The organism is Rhodophyticola sp., assembly GCF_965284195.1.
Classification (GTDB): domain Bacteria; phylum Pseudomonadota; class Alphaproteobacteria; order Rhodobacterales; family Rhodobacteraceae; genus Rhodophyticola.
The window spans coordinates 1,776,295-1,794,757 of record NZ_CBDIRM010000001.1; the positions used below are offsets into that span (position 1 = coordinate 1,776,295).

General features: G+C 67.2%; 22 protein-coding genes. 19 read left to right on the forward strand and 3 right to left on the reverse strand.

Annotated elements, in window-relative coordinates; translation table 11 throughout:
- The first annotated feature begins 105 nt into the window (after nt 1-105).
- The 9 genes from ACQ651_RS08830 to ACQ651_RS08870 are packed head-to-tail and all read left to right on the forward strand — an operon-like array spanning nt 106 to nt 6,996.
- A complete protein-coding gene (locus tag ACQ651_RS08830) occupies nt 106-1,374 on the forward strand; it encodes a Na(+)-translocating NADH-quinone reductase subunit A (protein WP_227287213.1) in 1,269 nt (422 codons plus the stop codon).
- A complete protein-coding gene (locus ACQ651_RS08835; RefSeq protein WP_227287214.1) occupies nt 1,371-2,153 on the forward strand; it encodes an RnfABCDGE type electron transport complex subunit D in 783 nt (260 codons plus the stop codon). The genes ACQ651_RS08830 and ACQ651_RS08835 overlap by 4 nt, the downstream gene beginning before the upstream one ends.
- Nucleotides 2,140-2,934: an FMN-binding protein gene (locus tag ACQ651_RS08840; protein ID WP_430449066.1), complete on the forward strand. Its 795-nt coding sequence runs from the start codon at nt 2,140-2,142 to the stop codon at nt 2,932-2,934. The genes ACQ651_RS08835 and ACQ651_RS08840 overlap by 14 nt, the downstream gene beginning before the upstream one ends.
- Nucleotides 2,935-2,937: 3 nt before the next feature.
- Entirely contained in the window at nt 2,938-3,603 is a 666-nt protein-coding gene (locus ACQ651_RS08845) for an NADH:ubiquinone reductase (Na(+)-transporting) subunit D (protein WP_430449067.1), read from the forward strand.
- Complete coding sequence (nqrE, locus tag ACQ651_RS08850; protein ID WP_375552034.1) at nt 3,600-4,214, forward strand: NADH:ubiquinone reductase (Na(+)-transporting) subunit E; 615 nt, start codon at nt 3,600-3,602, stop codon at nt 4,212-4,214. The genes ACQ651_RS08845 and nqrE overlap by 4 nt, the downstream gene beginning before the upstream one ends.
- Nucleotides 4,211-5,434: an NADH:ubiquinone reductase (Na(+)-transporting) subunit F gene (gene nqrF, locus ACQ651_RS08855; protein WP_430449068.1), complete on the forward strand. Its 1,224-nt coding sequence runs from the start codon at nt 4,211-4,213 to the stop codon at nt 5,432-5,434. Before nqrE ends, nqrF begins: the two co-directional genes overlap by 4 nt.
- Nucleotides 5,435-5,439: 5 nt before the next feature.
- Nucleotides 5,440-6,414 (forward strand): FAD:protein FMN transferase, encoded by a 975-nt coding sequence (locus ACQ651_RS08860; protein ID WP_430449069.1) that lies wholly within the window; start codon nt 5,440-5,442, stop codon nt 6,412-6,414.
- 16 nt (nt 6,415-6,430) lie between these two features.
- The gene (locus ACQ651_RS08865; RefSeq protein ID WP_227287220.1) at nt 6,431-6,607 is read left to right on the forward strand and encodes a hypothetical protein; all 177 of its coding nucleotides are present in this window, start codon (nt 6,431-6,433) and stop codon (nt 6,605-6,607) included.
- The gene (locus tag ACQ651_RS08870; RefSeq protein ID WP_227287221.1) at nt 6,604-6,996 is read left to right on the forward strand and encodes a CBS domain-containing protein; all 393 of its coding nucleotides are present in this window, start codon (nt 6,604-6,606) and stop codon (nt 6,994-6,996) included. The genes ACQ651_RS08865 and ACQ651_RS08870 overlap by 4 nt, the downstream gene beginning before the upstream one ends.
- Before the next feature lie 175 nt (nt 6,997-7,171).
- Here ACQ651_RS08870 and ACQ651_RS08875 read toward each other — a convergent pair whose 3' ends face one another.
- The 3 genes from ACQ651_RS08875 to ACQ651_RS08885 form a co-directional block, all read right to left on the reverse strand.
- Nucleotides 7,172-7,723: a GNAT family N-acetyltransferase gene (locus tag ACQ651_RS08875; protein WP_430449070.1), complete on the reverse strand. Its 552-nt coding sequence runs from the start codon at nt 7,721-7,723 to the stop codon at nt 7,172-7,174.
- Nucleotides 7,724-7,787: 64 nt separating this feature from the next.
- Complete coding sequence (locus ACQ651_RS08880; protein ID WP_375552030.1) at nt 7,788-8,225, reverse strand: DUF6314 family protein; 438 nt, start codon at nt 8,223-8,225, stop codon at nt 7,788-7,790.
- Nucleotides 8,222-9,031 carry a hypothetical protein gene (locus ACQ651_RS08885; RefSeq protein WP_430449071.1) on the reverse strand — a complete coding sequence of 270 codons (810 nt, stop codon included), beginning with the start codon at nt 9,029-9,031 and terminating at the stop codon, nt 8,222-8,224. The genes ACQ651_RS08880 and ACQ651_RS08885 overlap by 4 nt, the downstream gene beginning before the upstream one ends.
- Nucleotides 9,032-9,189: 158 nt before the next feature.
- Between ACQ651_RS08885 and purB the strand changes: the two genes are divergently transcribed.
- The 10 genes from purB to ACQ651_RS08935 all read left to right on the forward strand — a co-directional run bounded on the left by purB (nt 9,190) and on the right by ACQ651_RS08935 (nt 18,460).
- Nucleotides 9,190-10,494, forward strand: coding sequence for an adenylosuccinate lyase (purB, locus tag ACQ651_RS08890; RefSeq protein WP_227287225.1), 1,305 nt, complete (start codon nt 9,190-9,192; stop codon nt 10,492-10,494).
- A 192-nt stretch (nt 10,495-10,686) separates the two neighbouring features.
- Nucleotides 10,687-10,854, forward strand: a complete 168-nt coding sequence (locus ACQ651_RS08895) for a hypothetical protein (protein WP_227287226.1) — start codon at nt 10,687-10,689, stop codon at nt 10,852-10,854.
- A 129-nt stretch (nt 10,855-10,983) separates the two neighbouring features.
- On the forward strand, nt 10,984-11,520 hold the full coding sequence (locus ACQ651_RS08900; RefSeq protein ID WP_227287227.1) for a tetratricopeptide repeat protein: 537 nt from the start codon (nt 10,984-10,986) through the stop codon (nt 11,518-11,520).
- Nucleotides 11,521-11,788: 268 nt separating this feature from the next.
- Nucleotides 11,789-12,655, forward strand: a complete 867-nt coding sequence (locus tag ACQ651_RS08905) for a LytTR family DNA-binding domain-containing protein (RefSeq protein WP_430449072.1) — start codon at nt 11,789-11,791, stop codon at nt 12,653-12,655.
- Nucleotides 12,656-12,807: 152 nt separating this feature from the next.
- Nucleotides 12,808-13,875, forward strand: a complete 1,068-nt coding sequence (locus ACQ651_RS08910; RefSeq protein WP_430449073.1) for a flagellar motor switch protein FliG — start codon at nt 12,808-12,810, stop codon at nt 13,873-13,875.
- 52 nt (nt 13,876-13,927) lie between these two features.
- Entirely contained in the window at nt 13,928-14,938 is a 1,011-nt protein-coding gene (locus tag ACQ651_RS08915; RefSeq protein WP_430449074.1) for a ligase-associated DNA damage response exonuclease, read from the forward strand.
- Nucleotides 14,935-15,609, forward strand: a complete 675-nt coding sequence (lepB, locus tag ACQ651_RS08920; RefSeq protein ID WP_430449075.1) for a signal peptidase I — start codon at nt 14,935-14,937, stop codon at nt 15,607-15,609. The genes ACQ651_RS08915 and lepB overlap by 4 nt, the downstream gene beginning before the upstream one ends.
- The gene (locus tag ACQ651_RS08925; protein WP_430449076.1) at nt 15,606-17,198 is read left to right on the forward strand and encodes an ATP-dependent DNA ligase; all 1,593 of its coding nucleotides are present in this window, start codon (nt 15,606-15,608) and stop codon (nt 17,196-17,198) included. The genes lepB and ACQ651_RS08925 overlap by 4 nt, the downstream gene beginning before the upstream one ends.
- A complete protein-coding gene (locus ACQ651_RS08930; RefSeq protein ID WP_430449077.1) occupies nt 17,191-17,595 on the forward strand; it encodes a hypothetical protein in 405 nt (134 codons plus the stop codon). Before ACQ651_RS08925 ends, ACQ651_RS08930 begins: the two co-directional genes overlap by 8 nt.
- The gene (locus ACQ651_RS08935) at nt 17,588-18,460 is read left to right on the forward strand and encodes a serine hydrolase domain-containing protein (protein ID WP_227287234.1); all 873 of its coding nucleotides are present in this window, start codon (nt 17,588-17,590) and stop codon (nt 18,458-18,460) included. The genes ACQ651_RS08930 and ACQ651_RS08935 overlap by 8 nt, the downstream gene beginning before the upstream one ends.
- The last annotated feature ends 3 nt before the right edge of the window (nt 18,461-18,463 follow it).

Here is an 18,463-nt window from a genome sequence, read left to right on the forward strand (position 1 = left end):
TAGCTCATGTTTGGCGCCAGACGCTCTTGCTAACCTCGGCGCCTAGATCGTCACGGCACGTCCAGAATACGCTGCCGGGCGAAAGCGCAATCAATCGGGGGCAGGATGACCATTCTGGGATCCGGAGCAGGGCTCAGTCCAGATCTCTTCTCTCCATCGTTTCTTCCGGAGACCGACACCGTGGTCACCGAAGAGGCGGCGGTGCGTGCGCCCTCCGGGCGTTCCCTTCATGTCACACCGCTGGTCAGGGAAGGCGACATGGTCGCGAAGGGCGAGGCCGTGGCCTGCATGCGCCACGCGCCGGATGTCTGTTTCGTGGCGCCGATCGCCGGACAGGTGGCGAGGCTCTCGCTGCTGCCGGGCCGGAAGCTGTCGGAGATCGTTCTTTTCCGCGAGCCTGACGGTGCGGTCCGGCAGCACGATCCCGATCAGGCGGACACCACGGCGGGCCTCAGGCGGCTGATGCAGGGCGCAGGCCTCTGGCCATGGCTGCGGCGGCGGCCCTTCGGCGGCATGCCGGCCCATGACGAAAAACCCTCTGCCATCTTCGTGATGGCCGCCGACACGCGCCCCTTCGCCCCCGATCCCCGCCAGGCGATTGCGGGGCGGGAGGAGGATTTCTCACGTGGCCTTGCCGCTCTTCTGAGGCTGACGGAGGGGCCTGTCATCGTATGCCAGCAGGCCGGTGCCCCCCTCTTCGACCGTGGCGCGGATGAGGGCCGGATCCGCACCATCACCCGCGGCGCGCGCCACCCGCAGGCCTCCGCCGGAATATGCATCCACCAGTTTTTCCCCGCCGGTCTCGACGCACCGGTCTGGGATATCCATGCCGAAGACACCGCGGCACTGGGCACCTTGCTGGACAACGGCGAACTGCCGATGCAGCGGCTGGTGCACATCGCCGGTGCCGGGCTGCGCGACGCCCGGACGGTTCGGACCCATCCGGGCGCCGACCTGCGCCAGCTGACGCAACGGATCGTTCTCCCCGGGCCGCATGAGCTGATCTCCGGCTCGCCCCTCGACGGTCATCTGTCGCGCTGGCTGGCACCGCGCCACCGCCAGATCACCGTCCTGCCGCGCGAGACCGCCCGCCGCCGCCCGCACTGGCTGGTCTCGGCGCTCACCCAATCGGCCGGCGCGAAACCGGCGATCCCGACCGCGGCCCTGAGCAAGGCGTTCGGAGGCGCGCTTCCGGCGGCACCGTTCATCCGCGCGCTCAGCGCCGGCGATGACGAGACCGCGATGAAGCTCGGCGTGCTGTCGCTTCTGGAGGAAGACCTGGCCCTGGCGGATTACGTGCTGAGCGAGACCGGCCAGCTGACGGCGCAGCTTCGCGGCATGCTGGGCCGCATCCGGACGGAGTTCGACGCATGATCCGGGGTCTCTGGAACCGCGAAACCGTCGCGCTCATGCTTCTGGCGGCCTATCTGCCGCTGGCGCTGTTCTGGCTCTGGCTGGGCGGAACCGGCGCGCTGGCGCAGCTTGCCCTCGCGGTGCTCGTGATCGGCATATGGCATCTGGTCTTCATGCTGCTGCGCGCGCAGGCCCCGTCGCTTGCCGCGCTGACCACGGCGCTCGCCATTGCCATGCTGGCCCCTGAAGATCTTGGCACATTCCGCCTTGTGCTGGGCGTCAGCTTCGGCGTGGTGATGGGAGAGCTCGTCTTCGGCGGCTGGGGGCGCAACGTGGTGAACCCGGCGATCGTCGCGCTGTCATTCCTGGGTTTTGGCTTTCCGGCCTTTCCCTGGCCGGTCTTCGATGCCCCCATCGCCTGGGCCGCGATCCCCGCCGCGCTGATCGGCGTGGCAAGCGGGGCCATGCCGGCGGCGGTGCTTGCGGGGGCCGCGTTGGTGGCGACGGGCGCCGTGCTGACCGGTCTTCTGCCGGAACAGGTGCTGCTGGCCGCGGGCATCGTCCTCGTGCTGCTGGTGGCCGACCCTGTGACCAGCGCGGCGACGACGCTCGGCCGCTGGATCAACGGCGCCCTATACGCGGGGCTCGTGACCTTTTTCGCAATCGGCTGGGCCGGGGCCGCGCCGGTGCAGATCGCCGTGGCCGCGGCGCTGCTCACGTCGCTTGCCGCGCCGCTTCTGGACGAGGCCGCGCTGGCGCTCTGGGTTGCTCAACGCAGGAGGCGTCATGGCCGCACGTAACTGGAACCCCTGGCTCAGGCTGCTGGCGCTGCCGAACGAAAGCCGCACCAAGACGGTTCTCGTGGCGTTTCTCGTCTCGGCTGTCTGTGCCGCGCTGGTCAGCGGGGCCACGGTGGCCCTGCGCCCGATCCAGACCGCCAACCGCGCGGCCGAAGAACAGGCGCGGATCGCGGCGCTGGTGGAGGGCATTCCCGGCATGGCCACGCTTCTGGAGCAATCGGGCGGCGCGCTTTCGACCGTCGTGATCAATCTCCGCGATGGCCGCGCCGCGGCGGATGTGACCCCGGCCACGCTTGACGCGGCGCTGAGCGACCCCGGCAACTGGACTGCGCTTGATGCCGGGCAGGATCTCGCCGGGCTTGGCCAGCGCCCCGATTACGCTCAGGTCTTCCTTCTGCGCGACGGGGGCAGCGTGTCGCTCGTGCTGCTGCCGCTCAGCGGTCAGGGGTATGGCGGGCGCATGGATGCAATCCTCGCGCTCAGGGGCGACATGAACACGATCGCGGGCATCGCCGTCACCCAGCATTCGGAGACCCCGGGCCTCGGCGCCCGGATCGAGGAAACCTCCTGGCAGGCGAGCTTTCCGGGTACCGAACTGCGCGACGATGGCGGAGAGATGCGCTTTCGCGTGGCGCGCGGTCCGGCCTCGGGCGTGCATGAGGTCGATGGCATCACCGGGGCCACGCGAACCGGGCGGGGTGTCACGCAGATGGTCCGCTTCTGGCTGGGGCCCGACGGGTACGGGCCGCTCCTCGATGCCATCGAACGGGGAGAATTCTGAGCGATGGAAAAACGCACGGATCTCTGGGGCACCCTGACCGATCCGCTGATCCGGCAAAATCCGGTGACGCTCCAGATTCTCGGGATCTGCTCGGCGCTCGCGGTCACCACCACGCTGGCGACCGCCGTCACAATGTCGATCTCCCTGACCGTGGTGCTTACCCTCGCCGCGGGCTTCGTCAGCGTGATCCGCCGGCATATCCCGGACACGATCCGCCTGATCGTGCAGATCGTCATCGTGGCCTCGCTGGTGATCGTGATCGACCAGATCCTGCAAGCCTATTTCGCCGAGATCAGCCGGGCCCTGTCCGTCTATGTCGGGCTGATCACCACGAACTGCCTCGTGCTGGGCCGGACCGAGGCCTTCGCCCGCCATCACAGGCCCCTGCCCGCAATGATCGACGCGTTCGGCAACGGGCTTGGCTATTCGCTCATCCTGATCGTGATCGGCGGGTTGCGCGAACTGTTCGGCAAGGGGGAGCTTTTCGGCATCCAGGTGCTTCCGCTGGCCGATGCCGGGGGCTGGTTCACGCCGCTCAGCCTGATGCTGCTGGCACCATCGGCCTTCTTCCTTCTGGGGCTTCTCGTCTGGGCGATACGGAGCCTGCTGCCGCAACAGGTCGAAGCCCGCGAGCACACACCCCCGCTCAGAACGGAGCCTGCGGAATGACCGATCTTTGGGGTCTCTTTGTTACCGCGGCCTTCGTCGACAACATGCCGCTGACGCTGTTTCTGGGGCTCTGCACCTTTCTGGCCCTGTCGAAACGGCCCGAGGCCGCCCTGGGCCTCGGCGTCGCCATGACCGGCGTTCTTGGGGTGACGGTGCCGCTTAACCATCTGATCTATCAGGGGCTTCTGGCGCCGGGCGCCTGGGCCTGGGCGGGCCTGCCCGAGCTTGACCTGTCTTATCTGTCGCTCATCGCCTTCATCGGCGTGATCGCGGCCTCGGTGCAGTTTCTCGAAATGGTGCTGGATCGGTTCTTCCCTGCGATCCACGCCGCGTTCGGAGTGTTCCTGCCGCTGCTGACCGTGCAATGCGCGATCCTCGCCGGCAGCCTGTTCATGGTCGAACGCAGCTATACGCTGGCGCAATCCGCGGTGTTCGGGCTGGGCAGCGGTGTGGGCTTTGCCGTGGCCGTGGCCATGCTGGGCGCGATCCGCACGCGGCTGGCCTATGCCGATCTGCCGGACGGGTTGCGCGGTCTGGGCATCGCCTTCGTGCTTGCCGGGCTCATGTCGCTTGGTTTTGCCTCCTTTGCACAAATGGCAGCGGCGCAATGACGGAGGTTCTGCTTGGCAGTCTGGTCATCGTGGCGCTCACCGTGGGCCTGTCTGCCGCGCTCATCGCCGTCCGGCGGCGGCTTGTTCCCGATACCGGGCTCGATGTCGCGGTGAACGGCGCGGTGCATGTGGTGGCCCGCCGCGGCGACAAGCTGCTGGGCGTGCTGCATGACGCGGGCATCGCGATCCCCGCGGCCTGCGGCGGCACGGGCACCTGCGGTCTTTGCCGCGTCACCGTCACCGGCGTGGGCGCGGGCGAGCCCCAGGCGACCGAGCGCGGCGTCCTGTCGGCCCGCGATCGCCGGGCCCATATCCGTCTTGCCTGCCAGACCAGCCTGCGCGGCGATTGCGCGGTGCAGGTGCCCGACGACATCCTGAGCGCCGGCGGTGGGTTCGTCTGTCAGGTCACCTCGACCCGGATGCTCGCCCCGCTCATCCGCGAGATCGTGGTGGATCTGCCCGCAGATCGCCCGTCGGAGTTCCGCGCGGGCGATTTCATGCAGATCACCGCCCCGCCCTATCAGCTCGACTTCGCCACACTCGACCTGCCGCCCGCCTTCCGGGACGCGTGGGACATCGCCGGATGGCGGTCGATGCGGGTGGGTTCCGAAGCCGAGGTGACGCGCGCCTATTCGCTGGCCAGCCGCCCCGAGGACAAGGGGCAGGCCGTGTTCAATATCCGCCTCGCCGTACCGCCCGCCGGCCGCGAGACGGAGGTGCCGCCCGGCATCGTGTCCTCCTGGCTGTTTTCGGTGGAGCCCGGCGACGACGTCACGCTGTCCGGTCCGTTCGGCGATTTCCATGTCCAGCCGACCGGACGCGAGATGATCTATGTCGGCGGCGGCGTCGGGATGGCGCCGCTGCGCGCGATGATCCATCAGGAACTGGCGCGCGGCACCGAGCGTCGCATCCGCTATTTCTACGGCGCGCGGTCTGCGGCCGATCTGTTCTATTCCGAGGAGTTCGCCGCACTCGCCGCAAGGCACGAGAATTTCAGCTGGACGCCCGCCCTGTCCGACCCCGCGCCGGGCGACCGCTGGACCGGCGCGACCGGCTTCATCCACGACACGCTGAGGGCCGAGATGAGCGGCCACCCCACCCCCGAGGACTGCGAGTACTATCTCTGCGGGCCGCCCGTGATGATCTCGGCGGTTCTGGCCACGCTGGAACGGCTCGGCGTCGAAGCGTCCTCGATCTTTTACGACGATTTCGGAGCCTGACGGACATGACGTGCCTACACACCCCCTCCAGACGCATGGCCCTCGGGCTGATCGGCGCGACGCTGGTCTTGCCGAGGGCCGCCGGTGCGGGCGGCCTCGACACGATTTCGGGAACCGCCTTCGGGACCCATTGGCGCATCGCGGCGCCGGCGGGCAGCGGCATTGCCCGGCTGGCACCCGGCATCGACACGCTGTTCGCGGAGGTCGACCGGCAATTCTCGCCATGGCGCAGCGACAGCGCCATCAGCCGGTTCAATGCAGGCTCGGCCGGTCTGCACGCGGCGGAACCGGCCCTGATCGAGGTGACCGCCGCGGCGCTCGACATTGCCGGACGGAGCGCGGGCGCCTTCGATCCGACCGTCGGACCGCTTGTTGCACGATGGGGGTTCGGACCGATTGACCGGGGCGGCGCGCCGGACTGGCGCGGGCTGTCCGCCGGACCGGCGGGGCTCGCCAAGGCGCGGGCCGGGCTGACGCTCGATCTCTGCGGCATCGCGAAGGGCTGGGCGCTGGACCGCGCCGCCGATCTTGCCCGTGCCGCCGGTTTCGAAGACCTCCTTCTCGATCTGGGGGGCGAATTCATCGCACTTGGCCGCCACCCCGACGGGCGGGACTGGCGCCTTGCGGTGGAGGCGCCGCTGATATCCGGGCCGCCGCCTGCGGCGTTGCGTTTGCCCGACGGGGCCGCCGCCGCCACATCGGGCATGCGGGCGCAAAGCTACAGTCTGAACGGGCGTCTCTACAGCCACATCATCGACCCCGGCACCCGGTCTCCGGCGGCGGGCGGGCTGCGTTCGGTGACGGTTGTCGCGCGGGACGCATTGACGGCCGATGGCTGGGCCACGGCGCTTTGTGCGGCGGGCGAAGGGGCGGGGCCCGCCCTCGCCGAACGCCACGACATCGCGGCCCTGTTTCTGATCGAGGATCAGGGCGCGGTGCGCGAGATCCGGACCGGGCCGATCGCCGAGGTGATCCTGTGACCGAAAGGGCGCGCTGATGGAAATCCTCTTCGCCATCGCCGTTGTCTCGCTGGCAGCCGGCGGGATCGGCCTCGGCCTCGTGTTCGGGCGGGGTCCGGCGCGGACAAGCTGCGGCGCGGCGGATCACCTTGCGGTCGGGCGCTGCGCCGACTGCCCGCTGCGACGGCGCGCGCAACGAAAGGACGGACAATGACGGAATACCGCATCGGTACGATCATGCGTAAGGACAGCCCGATCCTGACTGCCGAGACACCGATCCGGCGCGCGGTCGCGGTACTGGTCGATGCACGGGCCGCCGCGGCGGCGGTGCTTGGCGATGACGGGCAACTGGTGGGCATCCTCACGCAGAAAGACTGCTTCCGGCCCGCGCTTCATGCCAGCTATCACCGCGAATGGACCGGACAGGTAGGCGATCACATGTCACGCACGGTGATCTCGGTCGACGTGGACGACGAGGTAATCCGCGTGGCCGAGATGTTTCTGGCGCACCCCCACCGTGTCTTCCCGGTTCTGGACGGCGCGCGTGTGGCGGGCATGTTGCATCGCTCGGATGTGCTGGCCCTTCTGACGCGCTTCGGCTGAGAGGTCGCTGGCCGTGACCAAGGCCGGCGTCGCTCCGTGTGTGAAGGCCATGCAGTTCGAACATAATGGTAAGAGAGGTGTCACTCGCGACATTCTCTCGCAGGCCTCTCGCCCGCGGATGTTTCAGAAGGCGCCGGCTCATGTGCAGGGAAAGCGGGGCCTCTGCGGCCGCGCCCTACCGTATGCAGCCCTGATGATCTCGTGCCAGGAGGCCCATGATGATGTCGTCGTGCCAACGCCCGGCGACAAAGGCGCTCTCGCGCTCACGACCCTCCTCGACAAAGCCGCAGGCGCGGTAGCATCGGATCGCCCGTTCGTTCGTCGCGATGACGCGCAGGCCCAGACGATGGAGCTTCAACACGTCGAATGCGTGGGATGCCAGCAGGCTGATGGCCTCGCGGCCCAGCCTCCGACCAAGCTGTCCGACATCGTAAAGGCCGATCGCCAGCAGCGCACGACGGTCGTGCCGGTTAAGATGGTCCAACCGGGCCTCCCCAAGAAGCCGGCCTTCAACTTCAATTGCCCAGGCAAGCGGATGCGCCATGTTATGTTCCACCCATTGGCGGGCGTCATCCTCCCTGTAGGGAGGCATTGCATCCGGATCACCACCAAACGCCAGCACAATCTCCGGCGACCGTCCGAGCGCCAGCCGGGCGGCAATGTCCGAGCACCGAAACGGCCGCAGACGCACGCGCGCGCCGCAAAGTAGTGGAACATCATCGGTCATTGCACAAATCTGCCATGACGACGGTCAGCTGAACAGATCAGATCACACCGGCGCGGACAGCAGATCAACCGGCTCCCCGAACGGAAACCGCCCCCGTCCTGCGCCGATACCGGCTTGTAATCACCGCTTCCTTGCGCGGGCCCGTGACATGCCAGCGGGCGCTCCAATCGGGCCAGCCCGTCAGATCGTACCGCACGTCATATATGTCAGGCGGGCAGACATGGCGGGCCTCGGGCGCAGCGCCGGTTAGCTCATGGAACGGGCGGCCATCGTCGAAATACACCCGCAGCAGCCCCGCCTCCTCCCGCCAGAGATAGCGTCGTGTCGCCTGCATGGGTGCGGCGTCGCCATAGCGCAGCAGCCCGGTTTCGATCTGGGTCAGGCCGGTGCCGTCGGGCTGCCAGACGGCCTCTCCCTCCAGCAGGCCGGAAAGCCCTGCGCGCCGGTCCTCGATCTGCCTGTCCAACCGCCAGACACCTTCCAGATCGGCCAGCGCGATCACTCCGCAAACACTCCGGTGGAGACATTCCCCCAATCGTCGGTGAACCGCACCGCGTTGCCGCCATCATGGTGGAGGTCATAGCAATCCCACGCATCGCCGGGGGGCCATTGGCTGCAATAGCGCCCGCCTTCGGCCCGCCAATAGCCCCAGCTTGTCTCCGCCGCGCGGTAAAGCGTGCGCCCTGACGGCAGGAAGCGCTGGAAATCCCCGTTTTCGTAAACCAGATCATGGGCGGTCAAAAGCGCGGTGATGCCGCTATCGTCCAGCCGCTCCCACACCGGGCCCGCGGCTCCGAGCGTTCGGATACCGGCGCAATCGTCGCGGAACGCAGTGGCCATGGCGCCGATCCCGCCCAGCGGCAGGACCTCAGCCATATCCGCCGACAGCGCGAACTGCATCTCCCGGCCATCGCGCAACGCCTCCCACAACGGCGCGGTCATGCCGACGGAAAACGCGACCCCGCCGATCCCGGCCCCGCTGCCGCCGCCCGTCACGAGGCCCTGTCCCGGCATGGTGAACCCGGGGGCGATATCCAGCGTATAGGCGACGGGGGTGCCGGTCTCGTAGCCGGCGGTTTCAACGCGGATCCGTATCTCGGCAAAGGACTCCTCCACCCCGATCGCGCAGGTTGCGAGGAACACCGCCGCATCCGCGTGCGGGCCACCGAAGGTCAATGTCAGGTGGGTGTCTGCGGGGTTCGGATCGACAAGCCGGTCATAGCGCCATGTCATCGCCTCCTCGGCGGCGCCCGGCATGCCCGTCAGCGCCAGAAGCGCGGCCAGCATCAGGTGGCGATGAAAGGGCATGACGTGGCTCCGCTGCCGAGAGACTGGCCACAGGCTAAGGCCAACCGCCCCCGGCGGACAACGGTATTCGCCCGGCCGCCCCTGCGACACACCCGTTGCTTGTCCTTCGGGCGCGGGCTTCGTAAGACGGCGGCGCGCGCTTACGAGAAGGACCACCCATGATCCCCCGATACTCCCGCCCCGAAATGGTTGCCATCTGGGAGCCTGCCACCAAGTTCCGCATCTGGTACGAGATCGAGGCCCATGCCTGCGACGCGATGGCCGATCTGGGGGTGATCCCGCGCGAGAACGCCGAGGCCGTGTGGAAAGCCCGCGATGTCGAGTTCGACGTAGCGCGGATCGACGAGATCGAGGCGGTCACCAAACATGACGTCATCGCCTTTCTGACCCATCTGGCCGAGATCATAGGCCATGACGAAGCGCGGTTCGTCCATCAGGGGATGACCTCGTCGGACGTGCTCGACACCACCCTCAACGTCCAGCTGGTACGGGCGGCCGATATTCTGCTGGCCGACATGGACGCGCTGCTGGAGGCCCTGAAACGCCGCGCCCACGAACACAAGATGGATGTGCGGATCGGCCGCTCCCACGGGATCCATGCCGAACCTGTGACCATGGGTCTGACCTTCGCCCGGTTCTATGCGGAAATGGACCGGAACCGCGACCGCCTGCGCGCCGCCCGTGCCGAGATCGCCACCGGCGCCATCTCGGGCGCGGTCGGAACCTTCGCCAATATCGACCCGGCGGTGGAAGCCCATGTCTGCGACCGGATGGGGCTGACGCCCGAGCCGATTTCCACACAAGTCATCCCGCGCGACCGGCACGCGATGTTCTTTGCCACGCTCGGCGTCATCGCCAGCAGCATCGAAAACATCGCCATCGAGATCCGCCACATGCAGCGCACCGAGGTGCTGGAGGCCGAGGAGTTCTTCTCCAAGGGGCAGAAGGGCTCCTCCGCGATGCCGCATAAACGCAATCCTGTCCTGACCGAGAACCTGACCGGTCTGGCGCGCCTTGTGCGGATGGCGGTGATCCCGGCGATGGAGAACGTGGCCCTCTGGCACGAGCGCGACATCAGCCATTCGAGCGTGGAGCGGATGATCGGGCCGGATGCCACGGTGACGCTCGATTTCGCGCTGGCCCGACTGACGGGCGTGATCGACAAGCTGGTGATCTACCCCGACAACATGCTGGCCAACATGAACAAGTTCCGCGGATTGGTGCATTCCCAGCGGGTTCTTCTGGCCCTGACGCAGGCCGGTGTCAGCCGTGAGGATGCCTATCGGCTGGTCCAGCGCAACGCGATGAAGGTCTGGGAGGATGGCAAGGATTTCCGCGAGGAACTGCTGGCCGATGCAGATGTCACCGCCGCGCTTTCGCCCGCCGAGATCGAGGAGAAATTCGATCTGGGCTACCACACCAAACACGTGGACACGATCTTTTCCCGAGTGTTCGGCGACTGATCGGCCAAGGGCTCCCCTCGGGGGCGGCAGAACAGCGACCCGGGGGTGCCCTGCCCCCCCCCCCCCCGCGCCCCCGAAAGCTCAAGCCTATCGCCGCGATAGGGCATGCTGCATTGCCTTTGGTCGGCCCCATGCTACCCTTCCCCTTGCAAGTGACGACACCCAGGATCCGCACCATCAGGGAGACGCGCCATGCGCATCAGAACTCTACTGGCCGGCCTCGTGCTTATGGCCACACCCGGTCTGGCGATCGCCGAATGCAATTGGGGCGCCGGCATGAACGAAGCTTCGATCAGCTGCGCCCAAGGCACGACCTGGGATGACACGACGCAGCGTTGTGTCACCAGCGTCAGCAGTTAACCACTCCGTCCCGGACTCCCTCGTATCCGGAACGACCCTTAACACGCGTCCCCGTAGCCACGAGGGCGCGTGTTTTGGTACTCACTCCGCGCGGGCCTTCCCCGCCCCGCGCCTCGGTCAGGATCCCGCATGTTCCGCATCGTCGCCACCCTTGGTCTGATCTGCCTGCCCATCGGCGCGCTTGCCGTGGGCCCGGAGGATGACCCGCCCCTTCCCACCCAAAGCACCACGACCTGCAGCGCAGGAATGATCTGGGATCCGGGCCTTGGCCGCTGCGCCGTGATCCGCGACAGCCGTCTGGGCGATGACGCGCTCTATCGCACCGCGCGGGAACTGGCCTATGCCGGGCGCTACGAGGATGCGATCACCACGCTCGGGCAGATGTCCGACCCCACCGAAAGCCGGGTTCTGACCACGCTTGGATATGCCCACAGACGGGCGGGGCGGGTCGATCTGGGCATGGCGTATTACGACCGGGCGCTTGCCGCCGATCCCGACAATCTGCTGGCGCGCGCCTATCTGGGTCAGGCCCATCTTCTTGCCGGGCGCTACAACATGGCGCGCAGGGAACTTGATGAAATCCGCGCGCGCGGCGGGGCGGGCAGCTGGCCGGAAACGGCACTTGTCCAGGCCATCGCCGGGGGTGCGGCGTTCAGCGACTACTGACGCACGGGGGGGCGTGTGATCTGCCCGCGCCGTCTCCTGCCCGATCCTGCCTGCGCGACGGCCATGCGCCACGCCGATCCTGACCCAAAAACAACCCCTCCGGGTGATCATTGCACCCGGAGGGGTCTCCATGTAGGGGGGTGAACTGCCCCCGGGGTACCGGGGACATACATGGCCCCGACCTGCTCGACTGCGTGTGACCGAATGAAAACCGCAGACAGGCCGGGCGTACACGACTACTGGTTACTGGTCACGAGTTACGAAAATCATGAGTGCAGAGGATAATCAGCCCCCGAGACGCGAAACGCATTTTTATGACGTGCTTGGCGCCCCGGTGCGGATCACGTATCGCGAATTGCTTCAGGTGCTGCCCCATCGCCAGACGGTTCTTTTCCTGGTTGTCGCGCTGGCGCTCTACATCACGACCGACCGGGATGTGTTCTACCATCTGACCGGTCTGGCAGGGCATCAGGATCACGACCTGATCCCGCTCACCACCCTGATTCCGGCGGGGCTCTGGCTGGTGGAGGCGGCGGTGTATCTTGGTGTCTATCTGGCCTGTCTCAACCTCGCGGAGCGGGCCGGGTTCACCACCATCTACCTGCCGGTCGTGTCTCTGGTTGCAACCAGCACCGCCAGTCTTCTGCGCATGCTGATCGGCCTGCTGGTCCTGCCCGGCCCGCTTCATGACTTCGCCTTCCGGCTGCTGGTCACCGAATTGTGGCTCTACATCTCCACCCAGGCCGTGGAACTGCTCTATTTCCGGTTCATTCTGCCGGTGTGCAAGGCGCATCTGAACATCGCCGCCGCTCAGCCGCGTACCGCAAGGGTCGTCGTCGGCAGACAGTCATTCGCGGCCGAGGAGATCGCCTATATGCGGTCCGAGGATCACTATGTCGAAATCCAGGCGCAGGGCGCGTCGCATTTCGTGCGCGCCCGCCTGACCGACCTGATCGCGATGACGGGCGAAGTGGGCGGGTTTCAGCCCCATCGCAGCTGGTGGGTCTCGCGCAATGCCGTGGCCGATATGGTCCGCAAGAACAAGCGCTACATCCTGCGCCTGAAAAGCGGCGAGGAGGTGCCTATCGCCCGCGGGAAAACGCAGGAGGCGCGCAACTGGCTGGATCGTCCATGACGACTCGGCCCACGGCAGGCACCGACGCCGCGCGGCATCCCGTGAAATTCGCCGAAAATCCGCGCCATTTAGCCGGGCGGCCGAAACTCCGGCTTAACCTCCCACCGCGATGTTGCCTCGCAGGTGGGACTATTGGGTAACGGGGCGATGCGATGACGCAGGATGCTGAGATATTGGACCATGCGGTGCCCGACGCCGCGAACAGCCATGCGGCGGTTCAGCCGCTGACATCCGGCCAGAAGGCGGCCGTCATCGTGCGCCTTCTGTTGTCCGAGGAGGTGCCGCTTGCCCTTGACCGGCTGACCCCCTCTCAGCAGGAGCGGCTGGCCCGCTACATGGCGACGCTCAGCCATGTGAACCGCGCGACGCTGGCCCGTGTGGTGCAGGATTTCACCACCGCGCTCGACAGTCTCGCGCTGACCTTCCCGGGCGGCCTGCCCGATGCGCTGACCCTGCTGGAGCCGCATCTGTCCGCCCCCGCGCGGGAGGGGCTGATGGCCGAGGCAAAGGCCAACGTGCCCGCCGATCCGTGGGCGCGGCTGGCGGAGCTTGACGATGAGGAGCTTGGCGCCCTGATCGCCAGCGAAAGCGCAGAGGTCTGCGCGATCCTTCTGTCGAAGCTGAGCGTCGCGCGGGCCGCGGCCGTTCTGAGCAAGATGCCCGAAGACCGGGCGGAGGTGATCGCCCATGCGGTATCGCTCACCAGCACGGTCTCGCCCGACGTGGTCGAACGCATCGGCATGACCCTGCTGGGCCAGATGACCGACAAGCCGAAAGCCGCCTTCAACGTCAGTGCGGTGGACCGGGTCGGCGCGATCCTGAACGCGGCCTCGGGCTCGATCCGTGAGGCGATCCTCGACGGTCTGGACAAGCGCAACGCAGATTTCGCGCAGGAGGTGCGCCGTGCGATCTTCACCTTCGAACACATCCCCAAGCGGATCAAACCGACCGATGTGCCCAAGATCCTGCGGATGGTGGACCCTGAAAAGATGATCGTCGCCCTGTCTTCGGGCATGGTGGAGGCCCCGATCGCCACCGAGTTCCTGTTCGAGAACATGTCCAAACGCATGGCCGAGCAGATGCGCGAAGAGGCCGAGGCGCGTGGCACCCCCCGCCTGCACGAGGGGGAGGCCGCGATGGCCGAGGTCGTGACCGCCATTCGCGAACTGACCGATGCCGGCGAGATCCTGTTGATCCCGCAGGAGGAGGAAGAGGTGTAGCCGCCCCGCCGCCCGCGCCCTATCATCAGGGGGACATGGCGGAGGTGCGCGGATGGTTCTGCAATTCACGGATCGCGGCATTTATTGCCCGGCGGGAGATTTCCATATCGACCCGTGGAGACCCGTGCCGCGCGCGCTGATCACGCATGGCCATGCGGACCATGCGCGCCCGGGCCACGGGGCCTATCTCGCCACGCGCACGGCGGCCCCCGTGATCCGCCATCGTCTGGGCGATATCCCGCTGGACACCATCGCCTATGGCGAAACGCGCCGCATCGGCGATGCGCAGGTCAGCTTTCACCCCGCGGGGCATGTGCCCGGCTCGGCGCAGATCCGGGTCGAGGTCGGCGGCGAGATCTGGGTCGCCTCGGGCGATTACAAGACCGTCGACGATGGCCTGTCGGAACCGTTCGAGCCCGTTCGCTGCCATGCCTTCATCACCGAAAGCACCTTCGGCCTGCCGATCTACAGCTGGCCCGATCAGGCGGTGCTGGCCGCCGATATCAATGGCTGGTGGGCGGAAAACGCCACCGCGGGCCGCACCAGCGTGCTTGGCGTCTATTCCCTTGGCAAGGCGCAACGGGTTCTGCGCCTCCTAGACCCGTCGCTTGGCCCGATCCTGACCCATGGCGCGGTGGAGGCGACCAACCGGGTGATCCGTGGCCAGGGTCTGGCCCTGCCCGATACGATACAAGTCACCCCCGATCTGGACGCGAAAGCCCATCCCGGCGCCATGGTTCTGGCGCCGCCCTCGGCGCTCGGATCGGCCTGGATGCGGCGGTTCGGGGCTGTCTCCACCGGCTTTGCCTCGGGCTGGATGCGGCTTCGGGGGGTGCGCCGCCGCCGGGCCGCCGACCGGGGCTTCGTCATCTCCGACCACGCGGATTGGGACGGGCTGAACAGCGCCATCCGCGCCACCGGCGCGGACCGGATTTTCGTAACCCACGGCTACACCGCGCAGTTTTCCCGCTGGCTTACGACCCAGGGCTATGACGCGGGCATCGTTGAAACCGATTATGGCGGCGAAACCCTCGACGAGGTGACGGAGGAAGACCCGGCATGATCCGCCTGCTCCTCCTTTTCGCGCTGACCGCCACGCCGGCCTTTGCGCAGGATTTCTGCTTCTGCCTGCGCTGCACCATCGGCACCCATCGCAGCTTCGCCCCCCAGACCGAGGCGATGACGCCCACCGTTCCCCGCGGGCTTTGCACCGTGTCCGAACGCCTTTTCCCCGGCACCGCAAGCCCGGTTCCAGGCGACGTGGTGCTCTACATGAACCAGACACGGGGCGACGTGGACATGGGCCGCGTGGTGGCCCTTGCGGGGGCGCGCGTGCAGATGATCGGCGGGCAGCTTCACCTTGACGGCGAAGCGGTCGCCACCGCCCCGCTCCCGCCGCTCACCCTTCAGCGGCGCACGGATGCGACCGGCGCGCGCCCCACCTGCCCCGCCGACACGCCCGTCGACGCGGCCAGCTGCACCATCGCGCAAATCCGCGAAACGCTGCCGAACGGCACCAGCTATGCCGTTCTGGATCTCGCCGAGGGCACGGATCTCGATGACACCGCCCCGCTCATCGTACCGCCCGATCATGTCTTCATTCTCGGCGATCACCGCGATCTGGCGCGCGACAGCCGGGTCGACCAAACCGCGGGCGGCCCCGGCTTTGTGGCGCTTGGCAATATCCTGGGCGTTCTGGAAAGCCCCGCACCCTATCTGGAGCGTCCGGAATGAAGCGCTTCGCCGATCTTTTCACCGCGCTGGACCAGACCACCAAGACCAGCGTCAAGACCGCGGCGCTTGCGGCCTATTTCCGCGATGCACCGGACGATGACAAGCTCTGGACCATCGCCCTTCTGTCCGGGCGGCGCCCAAGGCGCACGGTGACCACCACCAAGCTCCGCGAATGGGCGGCCGAGGTTGCGGGCATCCCGCTCTGGCTGTTCGAGGAGTGCTACCCGGTGGTGGGCGACCTATCGGAAACCATCGCGCTTGTCCTGCCGCCCGCGACACGGGAGAGCGCACATTCCCTGAGCCACTGGATCACCAGCCTGCGCGCCCTCGACAAGGCGGAGGATGCGGAGAAGAAGGCCGCGATCCTGTCCGCATGGGATCAGCTTCCGCCGACGGAACGGTTCGTGTTCAACAAGCTGATCACCGGCGGCTGGCGCATGGGCGTCAGCCAGAAGCTGATGACCCGCGCCCTGTCTCAGGCGACCGGTATCGACGAGCCCGACCTCACCCATCGCCTGATGGGCGACTGGAGCCCCGAGACGACCAGCTTTCACACCCTGGTGGAGAGGCCGGACCCGGGCGCCAGCCTCTCGCGCCCCTACCCGTTCTACCTTGCCTACCAGATAGATGGCCCGCCCGAGGATCTCGGGACCGTGACCGACTGGCTGGCGGAGCGGAAATGGGATGGAATCCGCGGCCAGTTCATTCTGCGCGAAGGTCAGCATTTCCTGTGGTCGCGCGGCGAAGACCTGATGACCGACCGCTTTCCCGAACTGGCGCAGCTGGCCGATTTCCTGCCCGATGGCACCGTGCTCGATGCCGAGGTGCTGGCCTTTGCCGACGAAAAACCGCTGTCCTTTGCCCGGCTGCAACCCCGGATCGGGCGCAAGACCGTGCCCAAAAAGCTGCTGGCCGAAGCGCCGGTGATCCTGATGGCCTACGATCTGCTGGAATGGGAGGGCGCGGATATTCGCGCGCGGCCCCTGTCGGAACGCCGCGCCCTGCTTGAAGGGCTGATCGCGGGCCTTCCGGGCGGCGTGCCGCTTCGCCTGTCCGAAGCGGTGCCAGCGACCGGCTGGCCCGATCTGGCCGCCGCGCGCGCGGCCAGCCGGGAGATCGGGGCCGAAGGTCTGATGCTCAAGCGCCTGTCGGCGCCTTATCTCGCCGGTCGCAAGAAGGGCGACTGGTGGAAATGGAAGGTCGACCCGCTGACGATCGACGCGGTGATGATCTATGCGCAGGCGGGCTCCGGCCGGCGCGCGACGCTTTACACCGATTTCACCTTCGCGGTCTGGAAGGGCGAGACGCTCGTGCCCTTCACCAAGGCCTATTCCGGTCTGACCGATGCTGAGTTCCGCGAAATCACCAACTGGGTCCGCAAGAACACGAAGGAACGTTTCGGCCCGGTCCGGTCGGTTGCGCCGGAGCATGTGTTCGAGATCGCGTTCGAGGGTATTCAGGCCTCTCCCCGTCACAAATCGGGGGTCGCGCTGCGGTTTCCGCGCATGCTCCGCTGGCGCAGGGACAAACCCGCCACGGAGGCCAACACGTTCGAGGATCTGCAACAGATGCTGGCGCAATATGGCTGAGCCGCCCGAGACCCCGCCCCTGCGCGCACAGGACCATATCCGTCGCGGCAAGACCGGCACGAAAATCTGGGACGTCCGAAAGCTGGTCCGCCTTGCCGACGCCCTCCCGGTGGCCGAGGTCCCGCTGGCCGAAATTCAAGAACTGGACGAGACCTATTGGTACGACACCGGAGATCTGCCGACCGTGCGCACCATCGCGGAGCATGCGCGGCTGATCGCGGAGGCCGATCTCGCCTGGCCGATTATTCTCTGCGCCCGGGGCCGGGTCATGGATGGCATGCACCGGGTCGCCCGGGCCGCGATGGCCGGCCACAAGACGATCCGCGCGCAACGCTTTCCGGTCACGCCGCAGCCCGGCCATCGCAACCGCGATCCGGATGATCTGCCTTATGACTGATCTGCACTGGGCCCGGATCGACGCCGACGGCACGCTGACCACGGGCGGCGACCCGGGCGCGATTTTCCCGTTCTGGAGTTTCACCAAAACGGCGATCGCGGCCACGGCACTAAGCCTTGCGGAAACCGGGCGCATCGCGCTTGACGCACCGCTGTCCGGCGCGCCCTACACGCTTCGCCAGCTTCTCCGCCATACTTCCGGTCTGCCGGACTATGGCGCATTGCCGAGTTATCATGACGCGGTGGCGCGGGGCGACACCCCATGGGCGTTCAGCGATGTTCTCGCGCGCAGCCTTGCCCATACCCCGGTGCGGGACCCGCTCAGCCAGTGGCGTTACTCCAATATCGGCTACCGGCTTGCCCTTGCCCATATGGAAACCGAAACCGGGCAGCGGCTTGGCTATCTGATCAAGACGATGTTCTCCACGCCACTGGACAGCACCACCCTGCGCTTTGCGCGCTCTCCCGACGGGTTCGCGGGCATTCACTGGCCAGAGGGGCGCGGCTATGATCCGGGCTGGGTCTATCATCGCTGCCTGATCGGCACATCTGCGGACGCGGCCCGGCTCCTCCGCCTGATCCTTGCCGCCCATCCTGACATGGGGTCAGACGCGGTGCAGCTTGGCGACGGCCCTGCGGGACGGCCTTGGACGCATATCGCCTATGGCACCGGGGTCATGTGCGGCCGGATGGGCCCGGCAGGCACCGCAACCGGGCATTCCGGCCTCGGCCCGTTCTCCGCCAACGCGGTCTATCACTTCCCCGATCTGGCGGGCGCGCCCACCGTCGCCACCTTCACCCCCGGGGCGTATGAGGGCCCTGCCGAACAGGCGGCTGTCGATATCGCACGCGGTCACGTGACCTGAGCA

Excerpts from the sequence above, each read along its gene's own strand:
- ACQ651_RS08865 (WP_227287220.1), top strand. The coding sequence starts at position 6,431 with ATGGAAATCCTCTTCGCCATCGCCGTTGTCTCGCTGGCAGCCGGCGGG.
- ACQ651_RS08910 (WP_430449073.1), top strand. The coding sequence starts at position 12,808 with ATGACGCAGGATGCTGAGATATTGGACCATGCGGTGCCCGACGCCGCG.
- ACQ651_RS08830 (WP_227287213.1), top strand. The coding sequence starts at position 106 with ATGACCATTCTGGGATCCGGAGCAGGGCTCAGTCCAGATCTCTTCTCT.
- ACQ651_RS08900 (WP_227287227.1), top strand. The coding sequence starts at position 10,984 with ATGTTCCGCATCGTCGCCACCCTTGGTCTGATCTGCCTGCCCATCGGC.
- nqrF (WP_430449068.1), top strand. The coding sequence starts at position 4,211 with ATGACGGAGGTTCTGCTTGGCAGTCTGGTCATCGTGGCGCTCACCGTG.
- ACQ651_RS08925 (WP_430449076.1), top strand. The coding sequence starts at position 15,606 with ATGAAGCGCTTCGCCGATCTTTTCACCGCGCTGGACCAGACCACCAAG.
- ACQ651_RS08875 (WP_430449070.1), bottom strand. The coding sequence starts at position 7,723 with ATGACCGATGATGTTCCACTACTTTGCGGCGCGCGCGTGCGTCTGCGG.
- ACQ651_RS08915 (WP_430449074.1), top strand. The coding sequence starts at position 13,928 with ATGGTTCTGCAATTCACGGATCGCGGCATTTATTGCCCGGCGGGAGAT.
- ACQ651_RS08860 (WP_430449069.1), top strand. The coding sequence starts at position 5,440 with ATGACGTGCCTACACACCCCCTCCAGACGCATGGCCCTCGGGCTGATC.
- ACQ651_RS08905 (WP_430449072.1), top strand. The coding sequence starts at position 11,789 with ATGAGTGCAGAGGATAATCAGCCCCCGAGACGCGAAACGCATTTTTAT.
- purB (WP_227287225.1), top strand. The coding sequence starts at position 9,190 with ATGATCCCCCGATACTCCCGCCCCGAAATGGTTGCCATCTGGGAGCCT.
- ACQ651_RS08895 (WP_227287226.1), top strand. The coding sequence starts at position 10,687 with ATGCGCATCAGAACTCTACTGGCCGGCCTCGTGCTTATGGCCACACCC.
- lepB (WP_430449075.1), top strand. The coding sequence starts at position 14,935 with ATGATCCGCCTGCTCCTCCTTTTCGCGCTGACCGCCACGCCGGCCTTT.
- nqrE (WP_375552034.1), top strand. The coding sequence starts at position 3,600 with ATGACCGATCTTTGGGGTCTCTTTGTTACCGCGGCCTTCGTCGACAAC.
- ACQ651_RS08885 (WP_430449071.1), bottom strand. The coding sequence starts at position 9,031 with ATGCCCTTTCATCGCCACCTGATGCTGGCCGCGCTTCTGGCGCTGACG.
- ACQ651_RS08840 (WP_430449066.1), top strand. The coding sequence starts at position 2,140 with ATGGCCGCACGTAACTGGAACCCCTGGCTCAGGCTGCTGGCGCTGCCG.
- ACQ651_RS08835 (WP_227287214.1), top strand. The coding sequence starts at position 1,371 with ATGATCCGGGGTCTCTGGAACCGCGAAACCGTCGCGCTCATGCTTCTG.
- ACQ651_RS08870 (WP_227287221.1), top strand. The coding sequence starts at position 6,604 with ATGACGGAATACCGCATCGGTACGATCATGCGTAAGGACAGCCCGATC.
- ACQ651_RS08935 (WP_227287234.1), top strand. The coding sequence starts at position 17,588 with ATGACTGATCTGCACTGGGCCCGGATCGACGCCGACGGCACGCTGACC.
- ACQ651_RS08930 (WP_430449077.1), top strand. The coding sequence starts at position 17,191 with ATGGCTGAGCCGCCCGAGACCCCGCCCCTGCGCGCACAGGACCATATC.
- ACQ651_RS08845 (WP_430449067.1), top strand. The coding sequence starts at position 2,938 with ATGGAAAAACGCACGGATCTCTGGGGCACCCTGACCGATCCGCTGATC.